This window comes from Gordonia jacobaea (genome assembly GCF_001186365.1).
In the GTDB taxonomy this organism is placed as follows: domain Bacteria; phylum Actinomycetota; class Actinomycetes; order Mycobacteriales; family Mycobacteriaceae; genus Gordonia; species Gordonia jacobaea.
The window spans coordinates 12,570-31,755 of the sequence record NZ_LDTZ01000025.1; the positions used below are offsets into that span (position 1 = coordinate 12,570).

Genomic DNA, 19,186 nt, shown 5'->3' on the forward strand with positions numbered 1-19,186 from the left:
CTTACTCACAGGTAGGTGCTGGCTCGTTCTCAGGAGGTCTCATGCGTCGCTTCACCCGTCTACGTCGGACAGTCATCACGGCCGCAACGCTATCCGCAACTGCCGCAGCCGTTTTCGCCACTTCCGTACACGCGGAGGCGGCCCCTTCGCTCTACATCAACCACAAGCACACCACGGTGACCACTCACCTCAAGAATCTCGGCGTCGACGTGGTCTTCACAACCACAGAGCGGACGAAAGCCGAGTCGATGCCACCGTTCGCGCTGGAATCCAAGATCGAGCCGGCACAGACACGTGCCGCATGGAGACTGGCCGACCTACGCATCGCGACGCTGCAGATCAAGATGATCCCCGACGGACCAGCGACCGGAAACGCCACGCCGACGGGCCAGGGACCGATGGACGTCAAGGTCACTCAGAAGCTCGACATTCAGATCCAGCGGATCGAACCTCTCGGCATCAAGGAGTTCAATCTCGTCGGGGCTCCGTGTACGACGAGCACCCCTGCTGAACTGGAGTTGACCGGCCAGATCCCCTTCTCCGAGGACGAGGGCACCGACTTCTTCGCGCCCCTCACCCTCAAGGGCGATCTGACCATCCCACCGCTGGCAGGCTGCGGCGCGCTCACGCCGCTGCTCAATCCCATCGCGTCCGGCCCGGGCAATGCGGTGACGGTCGAACTGAAGGAGTGACGCTCAGGCGGTGCCGGGCGTCCTCAGCGTCGACGACGCCCGGTACCGAAGATGGCTCGGCTGAACTCGCGGCCGGCCTGGCTGGCAGCGTTACGTAAGAAGCTCTGCATCGGCTGGCTCGTCAGGATTTCGGTGATCATGCCTGGCTCTTCGGGCGCGGGAGCAGGCACAGGTGCCGGCGTCGGCGCTGGTGCCTGTGCGGGCGGAGTCGGTGCCGGGGCGTCGGGTGACTCGCCCGGCGAGAGCATCTTCGCGGCGAGCTTCTCGTATGCCGACTCGTTGTCGACCGCCGTGCCGTAGGTCTGATAGAGCGGGCTCGCCTTCGCCGCTGCCGTGATCTCTTCTGCCGCAACAGCTTCCATCGACGACCGGGGCGCACGAATGACCGTCCAGGCGACCGGCGTCGGCGCACCCTTCTCCGACAGCACGGTCACGATCGCCTCGCCGGTCCCCAGAGACGTCAGTGCCTGATCGAGCTTGTAGACGTCCGATACCGGATAGGTCTTGACCGTCTTGCTGAGTGCCTTCTGATCGTCGGGGGTGAATGCGCGCAGCGCGTGCTGGACTCGCGCGCCCAATTGGGACAGCACGTCGTTGGGAATGTCGGTCGGCAACTGCGAACAGAAGAACACACCGACACCCTTGGACCGGATCAACTTGACCGTCTGCACCACCTGGCCGATAAAGGCTTTCGACGCGCCGTTGAACAGCAGATGCGACTCGTCGAAGATGAAGACGAGCTTGGGCTTGTCGACGTCGCCCACCTCGGGCAGGAACTCGAACAGGTCGGCCAGGATCCACATGAGGAACGTGGAGAACAGCACCGGGTTGGCGGCTTGGTCTCCCAGCTCGAACAGTGTGATGATGCCGCGGCCATCCGGCGCGAGCCGCAGCAGGTCCTTCGGATTGAGCTCGGGCTCACCGAAGAACGTATCGCCGCCTGCCGCTTCGAGATTCGTCAGTGCACGCAGAATGACTCCTGCGGTCTGCGTGGAGACGCCGCCGATCGCCTTGAGTTCTGGCTTACCCTCGTCGCTGGTCAGGTAGGCGATCACCGACCGGATGTCTTTGAGGTCGAGCAGGGCCAGCCCGTTCTTGTCGGCCCAGTGGAAGATCAGGCCCAGCGTCGATTCCTGAGTTTCGTTGAGTCCCAACACCTTGCTGAGCAGAATCGGCCCGAAGGCAGTGATGGTCGCGCGTATCGGCACCCCGATCCCCTGCGATCCGAGTGACACGAACTCGACCGGGTACGCCGTCGGCGACCAGTCGTCGCCGGTCTGTGACGCCCGTGAGGTGATCCTGTCGTTGGACACCCCCGGTCGGCTCAGCCCCGACAGGTCGCCCTTGATGTCGGCCATCACAACCGGAACGCCGTTGGCCGACAACTGTTCTGCGATGAGCTGCAAGGTTTTTGTCTTACCCGTGCCCGTCGCCCCGGCCACCAACCCGTGACGGTTCATCATCGCCAGCGGGATACGAACCTTGGCTGTCGGATCGACCTGGCCGTCGACCGATACCGTGCCGAGTTCAAGCGCAGTCGAATCGAACTGGTAGCCCTGCGCGATCGTCTGGGCGGCCTGGGTGGGATCGGTCACGAACATGTCCTTCCGGCGGTTGATTGACTGAGCACGACACCGGTCCAAGCACTGGCAGTCGGTGCACTACAGCAAACAATAGCCGTGGAACGCCGCCCGCTAAGGTTGATGCGTGCAGGACAAACTGGTGTGGATCGATTGCGAAATGACCGGCCTCGATCTCGAGAAGGACAAACTGATCGAGATCGCCGCCCTCGTCACCGATAGTGAGCTCAATATTCTGGGCGACGGCGTCGACGTGGTCATCCACGCCGACGACGCCGACCTCGAGTCAATGCCCGACGTCGTGACCAAAATGCACGCCGACTCGGGGCTGACCGAAGAAGTCCGACGCTCGACCATCACAGTCCCGGAGGCCGAGGCGATGGTCCTCGACTACATCCGCGCGCACGTGACGACCGCGGGCGCAGTCCCCCTCGCAGGCAACTCCATCGCGACCGATCGGGGCTTCATCGCTCGGGACATGCCGGAACTCGACGCCTACCTGCACTACCGCATGGTCGACGTCAGCTCGATCAAAGAACTCACTCGACGCTGGTACCCGCGCATCTACTTCAATCAGCCCGAGAAGGGCCTCGCGCACCGTGCCCTCGCCGACATCCGCGAGTCCATCCGCGAACTCCGGTATTACCGCGCTGCGGCCTTCGTCCCCGACCCAGGCCCCGACGTCGATACCCTCGCGACGATCGTCAAAGACCTCGGACCGGCCTGAACGCACAGGTCAGTCAACCGATTGGAGTTCGGAGCGTCCGAACCGCTAGAGTATGACCTTGGCTCTGGGACCCAGTGTTCTTCCTGGGTTTCCGATGCCGATGGTGAGCGTAGTTCAGTTGGTAGAGCACCAGGTTGTGATCCTGGCTGTCGCGGGTTCGAGTCCCGTCGCTCACCCCAAAAGAACGAGGTTCAGACCTGCGACAGGGAAATCCCTGTCCGGGTTTGGACCTCGTTTTTCGTTTCTGCGACTTCGGCGGATCTCGGCGCCAGCCGTGCCAGAGACCAAATCAAGCACCCGTGTACGAGTATCCGGCTATGCTAACCCGTATCTCCCCGTACGAGATAGGAGTTGGTCTACATGAGCGCGACGGACCACACCGGTGCTGCGACGAGCAGGGAAGGCCGTCCCAGCAACCAACGCGCCGATGCCCAACGCAACCGCGGCGCGATCTTAATGGCCACTCCCATCGCTCTCCGTAAGAATCCCGACGCTTCCATCGCAGACATCGCAGCCGAAGCCGGTGTCGGCCGGATGACCCTCTATGGGCACTTCAAGACCCGCGCGGAGCTCATCGAGGCGGCCGTGGTCGAGAGTCTGAAGCGAGGCGACGACGTTCTCTCCGAAGTGCCGCTCGACGACGATCCCGCCGAGGCCCTCGGCCGCCTCGTCGAATCCAGTTGGACACTCGTCGATCAGGCCCGTGGTCTCCTCGCCGCCGCCCAGAAGGAACTGCCTGCTGCTCGAATCCGCGAGCTGCACGAGACGGTTGAAGCACGCATGCGCAACCTGCTGGAAAGAGGGCAGCGAGAAGGCAGGTTCCGGGATGACCTGCCGGTGAGCTGGCTGCTGACCACCACCCACGTCGTCATCAACGCCGCCGCCGATGAGATCACCGCCGGCAGGCTTGATCCCTCGGACGCGGCTCGTTTCATCAATGCCATCCTTCAACCCGCATTTGCCCCACCAGCGGACTGACGATCATGTCCCGACTCGTCGACGTCCTGCCGCCGTGGCGAAGTCCGCGCTGGATCGTCCTCGGCTTCTTGATGACCAGTTTCGGGTGGGCCCCGATGATGGCGATGTCGTCCACCGCGCCCCCGACGGCACCGCTCGCCGTGGCATACGGCGCTGGACTCATCCTGTACGGGTTCGCTCTGTTGACCGTTCTGCGCAACGCGGTCGAACCCGCACCCGTGCTCGCCGCAGGTATTCAGAAGACGACGCTGCTGATCATCGTCTGCTCAGCGCTGTGGACGCCGACTCACCTGTGGACGGAGTCGGGTGAAACGCCCTGGGTATGGCTCGCCGGCTTCGCCATCGCCGCCTGTGCGCTGCTCACCTGGCACTGTGGCGTGATCGCGGCGGTGATACTCGGCGGCGCCGCAGCACTCGGCGGCGAAATCTTCGACGGGTCGCCGATCCCGAGCCTTCTCACAACTCTCGGCTGCGCCCTGGCCGCGTGGGCGACATGTCATGTCCTGGTCTGGATTCACCGCCTGTGGCTGGCAGCTCAAGATGGTCGGGAGGCCCACACCGAACTCGCAGCCGCACAGGAGCGGTTACGCGTGGGCCGCGAGTTGCACGACGTGCTCGGGCGGCGTCTGACAGTCATCGCGCTCAAGGCCGAGCTCGCAGCCGATCTCGCCCGGCAAGATCCCGACCGAGCAGCTGCGGAAAGCGAGAGCATCCGTGAACTCGCGAACGGAACGCTTCACGAAGCACGACGCGCGATCCATGGAGAATCCGCCATCGATCTCCCGACTCAACTTCGGTCCGCACGGCTCGTGCTCGACTCAGCCGGAATCGACACGACGATCGACGTCGAGAAGCCAGACCTCATACCGCCACCCGTCACCAACCTTCTGGCGATGGTCGTTCGCGAGGCCGTCACAAATCTGTTGCGCCACAGCGACGCTCGTACCGCGTCGATTCTGATTTCCGCGACGACCTCCATGGTGACCATGCGGATAGTCAACGATGGGGCCGGAGGAAAGACTTCACAGACGAGCACGGGCGGCGGAACCGGCCTCGCGGCGCTGTCGGCGCGATGCGCAGTCATGGGCGCGAGTCTGGTCGCAGGTCCCATCGGAGAGAACCGCTTCGAGCTGAGCCTGGTATCGCCCCGCGACAGCGGGAATGCGCCGTGAACGAGTCAATCCGAGTCCTCCTCGCCGAGGACGATGAGCTGATCCGGGAGGCGTTGGTTGGTCTACTCGAGCGGGAGACCGACCTGCGCGTGGTCGCCACCGCACGCGATGGCAGGGAGGCGGTCGAACGTGCTGTGCTCCATACGCCCGAAGTCGCCGTTGTCGATCTACAGATGCCGAAACTGGATGGCCTCGAGGTCATCGGAGAACTGCAGCGGGTACTCCCGCAGTGCGCCGGGGTGATACTCACCGGCCACGGGCACCCCAATGCTCTGCGTACCGCCCTTGCCTCCGGCGCACGAGGCTTCCTCGCCAAGGGAGCGCCCGCCACCGCCCTCGCGGATGTCGTCAGGCGAGTCCACTCGGGGCAACGCTACGTCGACCCGGTACTCGCCGCAGACGCGTTGACCATGCGACCGTCACCGCTGACGGCACGTGAGACCCAGGTCCTCGCGGCCGCGCAAGAAGACCGCGCCGTCCGCGATGTCGCCCGAGAACTTTTTCTCTCCACCGGCACCGTGCGGAACCATCTCGCGACCATCAATCGAAAACTCGGCGTCGACAATCGATCCGGCGCCTACCGAATAGCCCGCGAGAACGGGTGGGTGGATTTTGCGCCGTGAGCGCGAACACGATTCGGCTGTGCCGCCCCGGGAATTCCGCGGAAAATTCGTGACCGATTCACGGGTTGGCCGGGCACGAGCCGGGCCGAGACTTTCGAGTATGAACACACAAACTCATCTCGAGAATCACAGCCACCACAACGCAGGCCAGAACGGGAGCATAGGGCGCCATGTCCTGGGGCGCTGGCCCTCACTCCTCGGTCTGGCCGCTCTGCTTTTCAACGTCACTAACGGAGCAGACTCCCATGTGACCGCGATGATCATCGTCATCGCCTCCATGTGCTACCTGGCCGCGAGTGCCATCGGCCGTCAACACAGCGGCTGGGTCGTGGTCGCGGTGGCAAGCATCGCCGTCGTCCTCGCACGCCTCACCGGACTCGACCCCACCGCGACCCTGCTCGTCATGGGCGCCGGTTTCGCCGCCTTCGGCTTCCTCCGCGGCCGCAACATCGACCGCCGTGAACTCACGGCACAAACCCTGGCGTTCGGAGGATTCAGCGCAATCGCGCTCACCGCCATGGTGGTGAATCCCGTCGCCGCCCTGTATTTGGCCGCACTCGGCGCCATCGGGCACGCGGGCTGGGACGTGATCTACTTCGTCCGAAACAAGGTTGTGCCGCGTTCTCTTGCCGAGGCCTGCTTCATGCTCGACCTCGGCCTCGGCGTCGCGCTGCTTCTGATCGCCTGGCTCGGCCCCTTCTGACCGGCCCCACCGGGATGCCCACACCTGACTGCCCTATGCGTGGAACCTTCGCCGCTATCGAACCCCTCGCCAACTGGTTGTGTTTCGCGACCAGTTGCCATAGCCTTTAACTGATCGCGAAACACGAGCAGTTTAGAGAAAGGTGTCAACGATGAGCAGTCAACCCACCGTGATCTTGGTGCCAGGCGCATGGACGGGAGCCTGGGTGTGGGAGCCAACAGCAAACGAGTTGTGCCGCAGAGGAATTGAAGCCGAGGCGGTGACCCTTCGCGGTCTCGAGACCAACCTGCCCCGAGCAGCCATCGCCGCTGTCCATCTCGAAGACCACGTCGATCAGGTCGTCGCGCTTGTCACTCGTCGCACGAATCCCGTTGTGCTCGTCGGCCATTCATATTCGTCAATGGTCACCGCTCAGGTTGCCGACCGTGTGGGCGCCCAGGTCGTCGGACTCGTTCACTTCGGAGGCTTCATGCCCGAGGATGGACGTTCCCTGCTCGACGGCTGGGGACACTCTCCGTCGGCACGCGAGGACGAGCGCCGGGCAATCGTCGATGCGGGAGATGTATGGTTGCCACCCGAGCCACACATGCTCGAACACGAACGGGACCTCACGAATGCCGACCGGACGTTACTTGCCGAGCGATTCACGCTGCACCCAGGTCACACCGTCACCGACCCCGCGCGGCTGCATACCGCCAGTTCGGATCAGCCCACGACATACTTCACCCTGTCGCCTGAGGACATCTCGACCGCAAGCCGCGCGACGGACCCGGGTGTCCCGAAGGCATGGCGGGTCGAGCATCTCGTGAGCGGACACTGGCCCATGCTGTCGAGGCCCGACGACGTCGTCGACCTCATCGCCCGTGAAGTGGTCCGCTACGGAGAAGGACAGGAGTGAAGCATGGCCACGACAGATCGTTCCCGTTGCCCGATCAACCTCGCTGTCGAGATTCTGGGAGACCGCTGGACCTTACTTGTGCTGCGCGACATCATCTTTGCCGACCGTAGGCACTTCCGAGAACTTCTCCGCGGCTCAGAAGAGCACATCACCAGCAGCATCCTGGCCGACCGGCTCGACCGACTCACGACGGCTGGAATTCTCACCCGCGAGGACGATCCCACGCACCGACAGAAGGCCCGGTACACGCTGACGGACAAGGGCATCGACCTCGTCCCGGTCGTCGCCACCGTGGCGCAGTGGGGTGCGGCTCACTACCCGGCCGATCCGGACAAGGTCGACGTGGTCGCTGAACTCGCATACGAGCCTCCGACGGCGTGGACGCATCTCATGGACGCCCTGCGCTCCGAGCACTCACCCAGCGCCCCCATGGACTCGATGTAATCTCCGCGCTCTGGTGGCGCGTTGCGCTTTGGCGTTCTAAAGTCTCGATCCAGGAAGATCGGCCCACCTCGTCGGCCGTTTCCGCTCAGCGATGCGGCATCGGGCGCGTCGCACAACGAATCGAGAGCGCGCATGCGACATCGGCTGGCGGCAACGGCAATTCTGAGCGCGACGATAGCGGCTGTCGCGACAGCGCCGAACGGTTCTGCCGCGACTGTTCTGACCGTCGCAGGCAATCAGCTGGTGGTCAGTACCCCGATGAGCCAGGAACTACGCGGAGACCTCTGCCGATCTCCGAACGTGTGTAAGGCCGTCGAATACCCGTCCGCGTCGATCGGTTCGGTGGCGCTCCAGCAGGGAGCCGTCAACCTGCAGAAGGCGATCGCCTCGACGTCGGGCAAGAAGATCGTGATGGCCTACTCGCAGGCCGGATACATCGTCACGATGTGGGTGGCCGCGCACGCGCACGACGCGGATGCTCCCAGTCGCGACGATCTCACGTTCATAGTGTTCGGAAATCCGCAACGTGCGATCGGCGGATTTTCACGGGCGACCGGTGGCGCCTCGACTCCCAGTAAGACCGGGTATCGGGTCATCGATGTGAGTCGCGAGTACGACCTGGAGTCCGACTTCCCCACCAATCCGTTCAACGCACTGGCCGTCGCAAACGCATTCGCGGGCTATCTGCTGGTCCACACCGACTACACCGGCGTCGACATCAACGATCCCCGCAACCTGGTGAAGACGGTCGACGACACAACCTACGTGCTCGTGCCGACCGACAATCTCCCCCTCCTCCAACCCCTGCGCATGCTGGGCTTGAACGCTCTGGCAGACCAGCTCAATCCCGCGCTCAAGAAGATCGTCGACGCCGGGTACGACCGGAGCGGATTCACTCCGCAGACCACACCGGTGTTTCCACTACCCGAGGGATCGCCCACCTCGTCGTCGAGGAGCAGCAACTCTGTCACCGTCTCGAGCAAGCTCGCGACGTCGCAGCGCCCGACGGCGCTTCTGACGGCGCCGGCCCCACTCGCCGCGACCGCCCCGACCACCTACTCCCTCGCAACGACGCCGACGACGCAACCCGCGACGACCAGCACCTCGAAATCCGTTTCCGACGCGCCTTCGCAGACAACGCAAGTCACGCAATCTGAGTCCGCGAGCGCGGTCGGCAACAACGAAGCGGCCCCTGCGGCGACGCCTCACACGACCTCGGTGCCCGACGCAACCGCAGAGCCCGATGCCTCAGCCAAGGACACCTCGCACACGGCAGCTGAGACCGCGGGAGCGGTGGGCGCAGCGTCGTAGCGCGGTGTTTACTTTCATGCTCTACGATCTGCACCCGTGCTGGAAGATCTGAACAAGGCCGCGAAGAAGTCGGGGCTCCACGTTGCGCCGGGCAAGAAAAAGGACACGTACTCAGTGCGAAAGTCCAAGAGCGGCAAGCTCATAGCCAAGAACATCGACGCCGACGAGGTAAAGAAGATCATCAAAGATCGCAAGTGACCTCGACCAACCCGGGTGCGGCCCTCATCAACCGAGGTGGGCCAGCATCGTCACAAGTTGGTCGTGCTCACCCGACACCTCGGAGAACCGCAGCGGCTTGACCCGCTCGACCAGTATCTCGCGCTCCGAGGTGGGCAGCAGTTTCATCACCTCGGTGAGGAACTCGTCGAGCGGCATGGCCCACTCGGCGTCGGCCTGTCCGGGCATGAGGTCTGTCTGCACGGCCGGCGGGACCAGTTCGAGGACAGCGATACCCTTGTCCGCCAATTGAATCCGAAGGCTCTCCGATAGCGAGTGGATGGCCGCCTTCGTGGCGCTGTACGTGGGGGTGCCGACCATCGGCGTGAACGCCAGACCCGACGACACCGTGATGAAGGTCGCCCCGTCCTTACCGGCCAGCGAATCGGTGAAGGCCGCGACCAGACGTAGCGGTCCCAGAATGTTTGTGTCGACCTCCAGAGCCGCGGTCTCCAGAAAGTCGGGAGTCGTGAGGTCCTCGGCCCGCATGATCCCCGACATCGCGACGACCACGTTCAGTTCCGGGAAACGTCGAGTCACCTCAGCGGCCGCGCGAGTGACGTCGTCGGTGTCGGTGGTGTCGATGCGGACCGCCTCGATCCCGGGGTGCTCGGCGACGATCTGGTCGAGAAGTTCCTTACGACGCCCGCCGATGAGGACCGTGTTGCCCGCCTCCTTCAGCCTCAGCGCGAGACCGAGTCCAATGCCCGACGTCGCGCCCGCGATGAAAATGGTGTTGCCGCTTGTCTTCATGTCGTCTCCTCGTTGCCGTGTGGTCCGGCCGTGCGCCGTTCCTCGGTTCTGACTCCGAGTTCACTCCTCTCGTACGACGCCGACAAGGCACCCGATATCCGGGGACCGACAATCCCTGGTTCACCTCCGTCCGATCGGTCACCCTGGAGAGATGACTGACAAGCCGATGCCCTCGAAGCGAGCAAGGTGAGCACCGTCGATCGAGCGGGCCTCGCCGAGTTCCTCCGTCGGCGCCGGGAGTCGTTGCAACCCGCCGACGTCGGCCTCGGCGTCGGACAACGCCGCAGGACACAGGGGCTCAGGCGCGAGGAGGTCGCGGCGCTCGCAGGAATGTCGGTCGATTACTACACGCGACTCGAACAGCAACGTGGGCCGCAGCCGTCGGACCAGATGGTCACGGCCATTGCGCGGGCACTGCACCTGTCACTCGCCGAACGCGACCACCTGTTCCGGTTGGCAGGACACAACGCGCCCGACCACCTCAGCCGGGATGATCACATCTCCCCCGGGATGCTGCGCATCATCGACCGCCTCACCGACACTCCGGCCATGGTCGTCAACAGTGCCGGTGAGACTCTCGTACAGACCCCGCTGGCTGCCGCGCTCGTCGGTGACGACAGTGTCTTCACCGGGTTGAGCCGATCGATTGCCTATCGATGGTTCACCGACGCTGACACCCGTGCGCGTTTTCTCCCCGAGGATCACGCCCTGCATGCGCGGGCGCACACGGCCAGACTGCGGGAGGCGGTCACGCGGCTCGGACCACACTCGCGTGCAGCAGAAGTCGCCGACGCACTACTCGCCGAGAGCACCGAGTTCGCAGAGCTGTGGCACCGGCACGATGTCGGCGTCACGCTGACCGACACCGACAAGCGAATCGTGCACGGTTCACTCGGCGTCATCGAGGTGCAGTGCCAGATGCTGTTCGATCCGAGCACCGCTCAAGCACTATTGGTTTACACCGCGGTGCCGGGCTCGTCCGATTACGAGAAACTGGCGATGCTCGCGGCGTTCGCCGACTGAACCGCCAACCTCTCGGCCTCAGAGGCTGCGCGAGATGATCTCCTTCATGATCTCGTTGGTGCCCGCGTAGATCTTCTGCACCCGCTGATCGGCCCACATGCGCGCGATCGGGTATTCGTTCATGTACCCGTAGCCACCGAAGAGTTGCAGACATTCGTCGGCCACCGCCATCGCCCGCTCACTGGTCCACCACTTGGCCATCGCGACAGTAGGGATGTCGAGCTTGCCGTCGAGGTGCTTGATGATGCAATCGTCGGTGAACACGCGGGCGATGCGCGCCTCGGTGGCGACCTCTGCGAGCTTGAACTTGGTGTTCTGGAAACCGAAGATGGGTCGGCCGAATGCGGTGCGGTCCTTGGTGTAGGCCAGCGTGTGCTCGAGCGCGACCTCCATCCCGGCGGTCGACGCGACGGCGATGATCAGACGCTCCTGCGGGAGCTGATGCATGAGCTGAATGAAGCCCTGACCCTCTTCGGTGCCGAGCAGGTTCGACGTCGGCACGCGAACACCGTCGAAAAAGAGCTCCGAGGTGTCCTGTCCGCGCTGCCCGACCTTGTCGAGCACACGACCACGCCTGAACCCGGGACGATCGGCCTCGACGAGGACGAGCGAGATTCCCTTGGCACCCTCACTCACGTCGGTCTTGGCGACGACGATGATGAGGTCAGCCTGGCCGCCATTGGTGATGAAGGTCTTCGAGCCGTCGATGACGTACTCGTCACCCTCGCGGATCGCCTTGGTCTTCACGGCCTGCAGGTCCGATCCGGTACCCGGCTCGGTCATCGCGATGGCCCCGACGACCTCGCCCGACGCCATCTTCGGGAGCCAGGTGCGCTTCTGCTCCTCCGACCCGTAGGCGAGGAGGTAGTGGGCGATGATCCCGTTGTGAAGGCTCGCGCCCCACGACGAGTCCGCGATGCGCGCCTGCTCCTCGATCAGCACCGCCTCGTGGGCGAACGTTCCGCCGCCTCCGCCGTACTCCTCGGGAATCGACATGCACAGCAGGCCGAGGTCACCCGCCTTGTTCCACAGCTCACGGTCGACGTGATGCTGCTCGATGAACTTCTCGATATTCGGCTTGATCTCCTTCTCGCAGAAACTGCGAGCAAGATCGCGCACCGCTGTCAGGTCGTCGGTTTCCCACGGGGAGCGCTCGGCCATGCTGTACACCTCGATCGTCGGCAAACAATGTCACCGCCGATCGTAACAGTGGCCGGTGTCACAGTACTTGCTAGGCGTTGCCCTTTGACCAAACGGCCCACGGAACGTTCCAGTCGCCGAGCCCGTCGGTACCCGAGAGCGTCCCGCCTGCGGTGTTCTTGACCACCACCGGGTCGCCGCGCAGCGTGTTCTGCATGACCCAGAGCGCGTCGTCGGGACTGAGGTTGAGGCACCCGTGGCTCGTGTTGGTATTGCCCTGCGCCCACACCGACCACGGCGCGGAGTGGAAGAAGATGCCGCTGTAAGACATCCGTGTCGCGTAGTCGACCGGAGTGCGGTAGCCGTCTGCGGAACCGACGGGGACGCCGTAGGTCGAGGAGTCCATGATGATGTGGTCGTGCTTGTCTGACACGAGGTACACACCGTTATCCGTTTCGGTACCCGGCTTGCCCATCGATGTCGGCATGCTGCGGATGTCCTTGCCGTCGCGATTGAAGACAACCTGCTTGGTGCGGTCGTCGGCGGTCACGACCATCGAACGCCCGACGGTGAAGTTCGACTTGAGGTTCTCCTGACCGAAGAGGCCATCACCCAGGTCGATGCCGTAGGTGTTCACCGCGACCGAGACCTTCGTTCCCGGCTTCCAATACTCTTTCGGCCGCCAGCGGACCTCGGTATCGCTGATCCAGTAGAAGGCACCCTCGACCTGAGGGTTGGTGGTGATTGTGATCGCGCGCTGGGCGGCCTTGCGATCAGGGATGGGTTCGTCGAACTTCACGGCGACCGGTTGGCCGACACCGACGGTCTCACCGTTCGACGGGGTCAGGTACGCCTGTGTCAGATTGGCAGGCGCTCGTGTGGTGAACGAGACACGCTTGGTGCTCGTGCCGCCGATGCCCTTGGCGTCGGCCTGCACGGTGTAGTTGCGCGCGTAGCCGAGGGGCTCGGCACTCGTCCATCGCGTCGCGTCCTCACTGAGGCTTCCGCGCAACGGCGTGCCGTCGGCCTTGTCGATGCGCACGTTGGTCAGGGCGCCCTCGCTGGCCTGAACGGTGATCGGCGCGCCGGGCTGAATGCCGACCGCCTGATCGATCAGAGGCCGGTCGGCCCACTCGGTGATCTCGACGCCGGGCATGAGGAGATCGCCGAAAAGTGCTGAACTCTGCACGTTCTCGGAGTATTTCGCCGTCTGCGAGCAGGAGCTCAGCAGCGCAGCCACGGCAACCACCATTCCAACGATCAACAACCCGCGTCGCTGGATACGACCGCTCCCCATGTGACTCCTGCCCGATGTTCAAACGATCTGCGGTCCCGTTGTGTGGAACCGCAGACATGGATCAAATGACTGTGCGCGACGGCGCGCCACCAGTGTACGAGATCTACCGAATGCCCGAGTCGCCCGACATGGCTCAGTCGTCTTCAGGATCGATTGCCGGTAGCAGCCGCGGGCCCGAACCGTCGACGCCGAGTTCGTCGTCGGGGTTGAGTACCCGGCAACTCCGCAAGGACACACACCCGCATCCGATGCACTCCACGAGTTCTTCTTCCATGCGCTCGATCTCTTTGCGTCGAGCTTCGAGCCGGCCGCGCCACCGCTCCCCGATGCGTCGCCAATCGGTTTTCGACGGCATGCGATCCTGCGGCAGCTCGGAGAAGACCTCGGCCACCTCGGCGAGCGGGATACCCATGCGCTTGGCCACCTGGATCACAGACACACGCCGGATCACGTGCCGAGCGAATCGTCGTTGGCCTCCGGAGGTGCGTGTCGAGGAGATCAACCCCTCGCGCTCGTAGAAGTGCAGAGCCGATACCGCGACTCCCGTGCGCCGGGCAACGTCGCCGACGGTGAGCAGATCGGTCGGGGTTGGTTTGATCTCGTTCACGCTTGACCTCAACTTTAGTTCAGGTTCTAGCGTAGCCGACATGACGACCGAAGATACTAGAACGCCTGGGGATTCCAGAGACAACGCATCCGCAGGCACACGATCCGGAAGCTGGCGCGAACTGTTCGGCGCCGAACACATCACCGCCTCGCTCGTCCTGGCCGGTGGTATCGCGGTGTACGCGATGAACACCTTCGTGACCGCCGCACTCCTCCCGTCGACGGTCGACGACATCGGCGGAGATCGTTACTTCGCATGGGTGACAACAACATTCATGGTGGCATCGGTACTGGCGTCGATGCTGGTCGCTCGTTCGCTCGCATCATGGGGCGCAGCACGCGCCTACCTGATCGCGTTCCTGCTGTTCGCAGCAGGCTCGGTCGGCGCCGCGCTCACACCGAACATGGAACTCCTCCTCGCCTCACGGGTGCTGCAAGGGCTCGGAGGCGGACTCCTCGCCGGGCTCGGCTACGCCGTGATCCGCGATGCACTCCCCGAACATCTCTGGACACGCGCCACGGGATTGGTCTCGGCGATGTGGGGGCTCGGCACACTCCTCGGACCGACCATCGGCGGCGTCTTCGCCCAAATCAACTTCTGGCGGGGAGCATTCTGGCTGCTCGCCGTCGTTGCGATCATCCTGGGTGTGCTCTCGGTACGCGGATTGCCCAGGCGCAGTGCGGAATCCGACGACTTCGGCCGGGTTCCGGTGCCATCGCTGACGGTGCTCGTTCTGGCTGCGACAGCATTCAGTATCGCTGCGGTCGTGCCTGTCGGCGGACCAACCGTCGTCGCACTCGTCTCCGGTGTGGCACTCCTGGGGGCCTTTGTCATGGTGGATCGCCGCGCGTCGTCTCCGGTGTTGCCGCACATCACCTATCAGCGCGGTAATCCGTTGAAGTGGTTCTACATCGTTCTCGGCATCCTCAGTGCCGCGGCCATGGCGGAGATCTTTCTCCCCAAGTTCGGGCAGGAACTCGCGGGGATGTCGCCCCTCGTCGCCGGAATCTTCGGTGCCACCGTGTCGATTGGTTGGAGTGTCGTGCAGTTGTTCAGCGCGAGTGTTGACAGCGAACGGACCCGAAGGCGACTCATGGTCCTCGGCCCGGTGTTCATGACCATCGGCCTGACACTGTTCGCCGCGACTCTGCACGCGAACGCGGGATGGATCGCCGTCATCTGGGTAGTGGGGCTCCTGCTTGCCGGAGCGGGTGTCGGACTCGCCTTCCCGCACCTGAGCGTCGCGGCGATGCGCAGCACCGATGATCCGGTCGAGGGGTCGAAGGCCGCCGCCGGGGTCGGCACCGCAGAACTCATCGCCAATGCGATCTCGTCCGCACTGGTCGGGGTGTTGGTTGTCGTCGGTGGCCCGGGCGCCGCAGGGGCGATGACCATGGGCGCGGGACTCGCAGCGCTCGGCGCCCTCGGCGTCGTGGCGATCACCGTCGCCATCCGGCGCTAGCGTCGTCGGGTTAGGCAATCGGTGATCGGCTATCGACGGTGATGGGCCGACAAAGAAAACCGCCCCTCACCGTTGAAACGGTGAGGGGCGTTCGCTGTGCGCCATCAGGGACTCGAACCCCGAACCCGCTGATTAAGAGTCAGCTGCTCTGCCAATTGAGCTAATGGCGCTTGGCCGTGCGAGAAAGAACCTTACAGGGTCACTGCCTCAGAAGTGAAATCGCCTGTTCACAAGCCCTTTTTGGCCTCTCCCGCACGGGAACTCATGCGTTGCCCTTCTTCCACACATCCCACGGAACGTTCCAGTCACCGAGGCCGTCGTCGCCGGGCAACGGCTCGCCGACGGTGTTCTTCGCGATGACGATGTCGCCGCGGAGTGCGTTGTTCAAGAACCACTCCGCGTTGTCGGGGCTCACGTTGAGGCATCCGTTGCTCACGTCGTCGACGCCCTGGTCGCCAAGCGACCACGGCGCGGAGTGAACGTAGATGCCGCTGAACGAGATTCGAGTCGCGTCATACACGGTCTCTCGATAGCCACCGGGCGAGCTCACCGGCACCCCGTACGTCGAGGAGTCCATGATCACGCTCGGCTCACGCTCGGCGACCATGTAGATGCCGTTGTTGGTCGGCGTCGAATCCTTGCCCAGCGAGGTCGGCATCGTCTTGACGACCTTGCCGTCGATCGAGACGGTGATGTTCTTGGTCTTGTCGTCGGCGACCGCGACAAAACTGCGCCCCACCTTGAAGTTGGTCTCGAGGTTGTTGCTGCCGTATACCCCGCCACCGAGGTCGATGCCCTTGAGGTTGGCCGCGACGTGCACCTTGGTGCCCGGCTTCCAGAAATGCTCGGGGCGCCAACGCACCATGCTGTCGTTGAGCCAGTAGAAGGCACCCTCGACCGGAGGGTCGGCGGTCACCGTGATCGCGCGCTGCGCGTTGAGTTTGTTGGCGACAGGGGTGTCGAAGTTGATTGCAACCGTCTGGCCGACACCGACGGTCTCGTTGTCCTCGACCACCGACGACGCCGATGCCAGCGAGTCCGCGGAAGCCGTCGTGAAGCTGATCTTGCGGGCACCATCGCCCTCGACGCCCTTCGCCGCAGCGGTCAGCGTGTAATCGCCACCGAAGTCGAGCGGCTGACTCGACACCCAGGTACCGCCGTCGGGCGACACCTTGCCTGCGACCGGACCATCAGGCCCCGACACGACGACGGACGTGAGACTGCCGTTCTGCGCCGCGACCTTCACAGGGGCGCCAGGCATGACACCGACCGCGTGGTCGGACATCGGACGGTCACGCCATCCGGTCACCGAGATCGTCGGCTGCGCAAACGATTGCAGCGCAGGCGCATTGGTGACCGTGTCGGAATACTCCGGCGACTGAGAGCACGCCGCCGCACTGACAACAACCAAACCGGCCGCCGCGAGCGCACCCACACGGCGTACGCGCGAACGGGACGACTTCTGCCCACTCAGACCAATGAAAGAAGTTTCTGAAGTACTCAAAGAAGTTGAAGCCTTGAAGCGACGAGCACGCGTCACGCGATCACCTTGCGGACGACGCCAACCAAGACGACTGCCCCGGCAACCGCGAGCGAGATCTTGACCGCCGGCTTGTTGACGAAGGCGATCACCTTGGTCTTCGCGGAGTCGGCAAGCCTTTCGGGACTCACCCGAACCGCGAGTTCGTCAAGTGTGTTGGCCAGGTCTTCGCGCGCCTGCACGATGTCCTGTTCGATACGGTCGGTGTCGCCGGCCACAGTTGTCCTCCCAGACTTTTTCACTACACATGCGGACTCACCGATCCGCGTCTTTCCGCCAGAACGCCGTCGACGCAGCGGCCACGGCAGGCGCGCGCGCGTCGACAGAGCAAACGACATGTCGAGAATACGTCATCGCGACGTGGCGAGCCTCGTCCTGCACGAGCGAGTCGAGGAGGTGCCCGGTTTGCCCGGCTGAGGGTCGATCACCCGGTCGACCTGCCCTATCGGTAGCCTGACGACCATGTCTGGCACATCCCGTCTTGCCGTCGGCGACACCGCGCCCGGCTTCACACTCACCGACGCCCACGGCGAAACGGTATCGCTCTCCGACTACGCCGATACCAAGGTCATCGTCTACTTCTACCCCGCGGCGTCGACGCCCGGCTGCACCAAGCAGGCGTGCGACTTTCGCGACAACCTCGCTGAACTGGACGGACAAGGTATCGCCGTCGTCGGTATCTCCCCCGACAAGCCGGAGAAGCTCGCCAAGTTCGCCGACGCCGAGGGTCTGACGTTTCCCCTGCTGTCAGATCCGGACAAGTCGGTTATGACCGAATGGGGAGCGTTCGGCGAGAAGAAGCTGTACGGCAAAACCGTGACGGGCGTGATCAGGTCGACGTTCCTCGTCGACCACGGGACCATCGAGCTCGCGCAGTACAACGTGCGTGCCACCGGGCACGTTGCCAAGCTCAGGCGCGACCTGTCGGTGTGACCCACAGGCGCTGATCGAACCGAGTTGATCGAACCGATGAGTACCGAACCCCTGGTGCCGCGCAAACGCCCTACGCAGGAGCGCAGCAAACGAAAGTTCTCCGCGATGCTCGCGACGGCGCGCGATCTGCTGACCGAGGTGGGTTTCGAATCGCTCACCTGTGAGGAAATCGCCGTTCGCGCGGGCGTTCCCATCGGAACCCTCTATCAGTACTTCGCCAACAAGTACGTCATCGTCTGCGAACTCGACCGACAGGACACAGTCGGCGTCCGTGAGGAGCTCGCCGCCTTCGCGTCGGAGGTGCCCTCGCTCGAATGGCCGAACCTTCTCGAGAAGTTCCTCGACCATCTCGCGACGCTCTGGCGCGACGATCCATCGCGCCGCGCGGTCTGGCTCGCTGTCCAGTCGACCCCTGCGACCCGCGCGACGGCGACACTCAACGAGCGCGTACTCGCCGAGCAGGTGGCTCGCCTTCTTGCGCCGCTGATCCCCTCGCAGGGACGCCGCCGGGAGATGATGGCTCAGGTTCTCGTCCACACCGCGTACTCGCTGTTGAGTTTCTCGGTGCAGGACGGCCACGATCACGACGCAACGGTCGACGAACTCAAGCGCATGCTCGCGGGCTACCTCCTACTCGAGGAGTCGACCGGTAGCTGAATCCGTTGCACCGCACACGGATTGCGCACCGGCCGGTCAGCTCCCCTCCAGGATCGCCACCGCGGCAGCGGTGTTCCCGTCGTGCGTGAGCGAAATGTGCACTGTCGTCTCACGGAGGTGTTCGGCGATCTCCCCCGACAACCTGATCGCCGGACGGCCCCACGTGTCGGTGACGACCTCGATATCGCTGTGCCGGATCAAGGGCAGCAACGGCGAGCGCGAGAATCTGCTCACCGACCACGCCTTGACCACCGCCTCCTTCGCCGCCCACCGTGCCGCGAGGTGACGGGCGTCCTCACCCGTACCCGTTGCCGCGTCACGTCTCTCGCCCACCGTGAATCTCTCGACGAAGTTCGTGCCGACCTGTTCGAGTTGGTCTCCGAACTCCGGGATCGACACGACGTCGATCCCCACCCCGAGTACGGCCATC

General features: G+C 64.0%; 22 protein-coding genes and 2 tRNA genes. 15 read left to right on the forward strand and 9 right to left on the reverse strand.

All coding sequences use genetic code 11. The features are described from left to right. The first annotated feature begins 41 nt into the window (after positions 1–41). The gene (locus ABW18_RS20665; protein WP_049700885.1) at positions 42–692 is read left to right on the forward strand and encodes a hypothetical protein; all 651 of its coding nucleotides are present in this window, start codon (positions 42–44) and stop codon (positions 690–692) included. A 23-nt stretch (positions 693–715) separates the two neighbouring features. On the opposite strand, the gene ABW18_RS20670 is transcribed toward ABW18_RS20665, so the two are convergent. Further along, positions 716–2,287 carry a helicase HerA-like domain-containing protein gene (locus ABW18_RS20670; protein ID WP_049700946.1) on the reverse strand — a complete coding sequence of 524 codons (1,572 nt, stop codon included), beginning with the start codon at positions 2,285–2,287 and terminating at the stop codon, positions 716–718. Between the two features lie 112 nt (positions 2,288–2,399). On the opposite strand from ABW18_RS20670, the gene orn reads away from it, so the two are divergent. The 10 genes from orn (at position 2,400) to ABW18_RS23040 (ending at position 9,326) form a co-directional block, all read left to right on the forward strand. Further along, positions 2,400–2,999, forward strand: coding sequence for an oligoribonuclease (orn, locus tag ABW18_RS20675; RefSeq protein WP_049700886.1), 600 nt, complete (start codon positions 2,400–2,402; stop codon positions 2,997–2,999). Between the two features lie 103 nt (positions 3,000–3,102). Continuing rightward, positions 3,103–3,178: transfer RNA gene (locus tag ABW18_RS20680), tRNA-His, on the forward strand. 181 nt (positions 3,179–3,359) lie between these two features. Continuing rightward, positions 3,360–3,977, forward strand: coding sequence for a TetR/AcrR family transcriptional regulator (locus tag ABW18_RS20685; RefSeq protein ID WP_049700887.1), 618 nt, complete (start codon positions 3,360–3,362; stop codon positions 3,975–3,977). Positions 3,978–3,982: 5 nt separating this feature from the next. Then, the gene (locus tag ABW18_RS20690; RefSeq protein WP_049700888.1) at positions 3,983–5,149 is read left to right on the forward strand and encodes a sensor histidine kinase; all 1,167 of its coding nucleotides are present in this window, start codon (positions 3,983–3,985) and stop codon (positions 5,147–5,149) included. Further along, on the forward strand, positions 5,146–5,772 hold the full coding sequence (locus ABW18_RS20695) for a response regulator transcription factor (protein WP_049700889.1): 627 nt from the start codon (positions 5,146–5,148) through the stop codon (positions 5,770–5,772). Before ABW18_RS20690 ends, ABW18_RS20695 begins: the two co-directional genes overlap by 4 nt. A gap of 100 nt (positions 5,773–5,872) precedes the next feature. Then, positions 5,873–6,475, forward strand: coding sequence for a hypothetical protein (locus ABW18_RS20700; RefSeq protein WP_049700890.1), 603 nt, complete (start codon positions 5,873–5,875; stop codon positions 6,473–6,475). 151 nt (positions 6,476–6,626) lie between these two features. Then, positions 6,627–7,373 (forward strand): alpha/beta fold hydrolase, encoded by a 747-nt coding sequence (locus ABW18_RS20705; RefSeq protein ID WP_083444484.1) that lies wholly within the window; start codon positions 6,627–6,629, stop codon positions 7,371–7,373. Positions 7,374–7,376: 3 nt separating this feature from the next. Then, on the forward strand, positions 7,377–7,817 hold the full coding sequence (locus tag ABW18_RS20710) for a winged helix-turn-helix transcriptional regulator (protein WP_049700892.1): 441 nt from the start codon (positions 7,377–7,379) through the stop codon (positions 7,815–7,817). Positions 7,818–7,949: 132 nt separating this feature from the next. Then, the gene (locus ABW18_RS20715) at positions 7,950–9,128 is read left to right on the forward strand and encodes a PE-PPE domain-containing protein (protein WP_053117548.1); all 1,179 of its coding nucleotides are present in this window, start codon (positions 7,950–7,952) and stop codon (positions 9,126–9,128) included. Positions 9,129–9,164: 36 nt separating this feature from the next. Beyond that, a complete protein-coding gene (locus tag ABW18_RS23040) occupies positions 9,165–9,326 on the forward strand; it encodes a hypothetical protein (RefSeq protein ID WP_197494508.1) in 162 nt (53 codons plus the stop codon). 27 nt (positions 9,327–9,353) lie between these two features. Here ABW18_RS23040 and ABW18_RS20720 read toward each other — a convergent pair whose 3' ends face one another. Beyond that, positions 9,354–10,097: an SDR family oxidoreductase gene (locus ABW18_RS20720; RefSeq protein ID WP_049700893.1), complete on the reverse strand. Its 744-nt coding sequence runs from the start codon at positions 10,095–10,097 to the stop codon at positions 9,354–9,356. A 186-nt stretch (positions 10,098–10,283) separates the two neighbouring features. Here ABW18_RS20720 and ABW18_RS20725 point away from each other — a divergent pair, with 186 nt between their 5' ends. After that, complete coding sequence (locus ABW18_RS20725; RefSeq protein WP_049700894.1) at positions 10,284–11,120, forward strand: helix-turn-helix transcriptional regulator; 837 nt, start codon at positions 10,284–10,286, stop codon at positions 11,118–11,120. Between the two features lie 18 nt (positions 11,121–11,138). On the opposite strand, the gene ABW18_RS20730 is transcribed toward ABW18_RS20725, so the two are convergent. The 3 genes from ABW18_RS20730 to soxR form a co-directional block, all read right to left on the reverse strand. Next, positions 11,139–12,281, reverse strand: coding sequence for an acyl-CoA dehydrogenase family protein (locus ABW18_RS20730; RefSeq protein WP_049700948.1), 1,143 nt, complete (start codon positions 12,279–12,281; stop codon positions 11,139–11,141). A gap of 70 nt (positions 12,282–12,351) precedes the next feature. Next, a complete protein-coding gene (locus ABW18_RS20735) occupies positions 12,352–13,557 on the reverse strand; it encodes a L,D-transpeptidase (RefSeq protein ID WP_049700895.1) in 1,206 nt (401 codons plus the stop codon). A 133-nt stretch (positions 13,558–13,690) separates the two neighbouring features. Further along, positions 13,691–14,164: a redox-sensitive transcriptional activator SoxR gene (soxR, locus tag ABW18_RS20740; protein WP_082937943.1), complete on the reverse strand. Its 474-nt coding sequence runs from the start codon at positions 14,162–14,164 to the stop codon at positions 13,691–13,693. A 40-nt stretch (positions 14,165–14,204) separates the two neighbouring features. Here soxR and ABW18_RS20745 point away from each other — a divergent pair, with 40 nt between their 5' ends. Further along, positions 14,205–15,626, forward strand: coding sequence for an MFS transporter (locus tag ABW18_RS20745; RefSeq protein WP_049700896.1), 1,422 nt, complete (start codon positions 14,205–14,207; stop codon positions 15,624–15,626). A 97-nt stretch (positions 15,627–15,723) separates the two neighbouring features. On the opposite strand, the gene ABW18_RS20750 is transcribed toward ABW18_RS20745, so the two are convergent. From ABW18_RS20750 to ABW18_RS20760, 3 genes are all read right to left on the reverse strand, one after another. Beyond that, positions 15,724–15,796, reverse strand: a tRNA-Lys gene (locus tag ABW18_RS20750). A 92-nt stretch (positions 15,797–15,888) separates the two neighbouring features. Then, positions 15,889–17,106 carry a L,D-transpeptidase gene (locus ABW18_RS20755; protein ID WP_049700950.1) on the reverse strand — a complete coding sequence of 406 codons (1,218 nt, stop codon included), beginning with the start codon at positions 17,104–17,106 and terminating at the stop codon, positions 15,889–15,891. A gap of 56 nt (positions 17,107–17,162) precedes the next feature. After that, a complete protein-coding gene (locus ABW18_RS20760; protein ID WP_049700897.1) occupies positions 17,163–17,384 on the reverse strand; it encodes a DUF3618 domain-containing protein in 222 nt (73 codons plus the stop codon). Positions 17,385–17,628: 244 nt separating this feature from the next. Here ABW18_RS20760 and bcp point away from each other — a divergent pair, with 244 nt between their 5' ends. Together bcp and ABW18_RS20770 are read left to right on the forward strand one after the other, a co-directional pair. Then, positions 17,629–18,099 carry a thioredoxin-dependent thiol peroxidase gene (bcp, locus tag ABW18_RS20765; protein WP_049700898.1) on the forward strand — a complete coding sequence of 157 codons (471 nt, stop codon included), beginning with the start codon at positions 17,629–17,631 and terminating at the stop codon, positions 18,097–18,099. Between the two features lie 36 nt (positions 18,100–18,135). After that, the gene (locus ABW18_RS20770) at positions 18,136–18,756 is read left to right on the forward strand and encodes a TetR/AcrR family transcriptional regulator (protein ID WP_049700951.1); all 621 of its coding nucleotides are present in this window, start codon (positions 18,136–18,138) and stop codon (positions 18,754–18,756) included. Positions 18,757–18,792: 36 nt separating this feature from the next. Here ABW18_RS20770 and acpS read toward each other — a convergent pair whose 3' ends face one another. After that, on the reverse strand, positions 18,793–19,185 hold the full coding sequence (acpS, locus tag ABW18_RS20775; protein ID WP_049700952.1) for a holo-ACP synthase AcpS: 393 nt from the start codon (positions 19,183–19,185) through the stop codon (positions 18,793–18,795). Position 19,186: the final 1 nt, after the last annotated feature.

Coding starts and splice junctions, on each gene's coding strand:
- ABW18_RS20665 (WP_049700885.1), top strand. CDS start 42: ATGCGTCGCTTCACCCGTCTACGTCGGACAGTCATCACGGCCGCAACG.
- ABW18_RS20685 (WP_049700887.1), top strand. CDS start 3,360: ATGAGCGCGACGGACCACACCGGTGCTGCGACGAGCAGGGAAGGCCGT.
- ABW18_RS20690 (WP_049700888.1), top strand. CDS start 3,983: ATGTCCCGACTCGTCGACGTCCTGCCGCCGTGGCGAAGTCCGCGCTGG.
- ABW18_RS20700 (WP_049700890.1), top strand. CDS start 5,873: ATGAACACACAAACTCATCTCGAGAATCACAGCCACCACAACGCAGGC.
- ABW18_RS20705 (WP_083444484.1), top strand. CDS start 6,627: ATGAGCAGTCAACCCACCGTGATCTTGGTGCCAGGCGCATGGACGGGA.
- ABW18_RS20710 (WP_049700892.1), top strand. CDS start 7,377: ATGGCCACGACAGATCGTTCCCGTTGCCCGATCAACCTCGCTGTCGAG.
- ABW18_RS20715 (WP_053117548.1), top strand. CDS start 7,950: ATGCGACATCGGCTGGCGGCAACGGCAATTCTGAGCGCGACGATAGCG.
- ABW18_RS20720 (WP_049700893.1), bottom strand. CDS start 10,097: ATGAAGACAAGCGGCAACACCATTTTCATCGCGGGCGCGACGTCGGGC.
- ABW18_RS20730 (WP_049700948.1), bottom strand. CDS start 12,281: ATGGCCGAGCGCTCCCCGTGGGAAACCGACGACCTGACAGCGGTGCGC.
- ABW18_RS20735 (WP_049700895.1), bottom strand. CDS start 13,557: ATGGGGAGCGGTCGTATCCAGCGACGCGGGTTGTTGATCGTTGGAATG.
- ABW18_RS20745 (WP_049700896.1), top strand. CDS start 14,205: ATGACGACCGAAGATACTAGAACGCCTGGGGATTCCAGAGACAACGCA.
- bcp (WP_049700898.1), top strand. CDS start 17,629: ATGTCTGGCACATCCCGTCTTGCCGTCGGCGACACCGCGCCCGGCTTC.
- ABW18_RS20770 (WP_049700951.1), top strand. CDS start 18,136: ATGAGTACCGAACCCCTGGTGCCGCGCAAACGCCCTACGCAGGAGCGC.
- acpS (WP_049700952.1), bottom strand. CDS start 19,185: ATGGCCGTACTCGGGGTGGGGATCGACGTCGTGTCGATCCCGGAGTTC.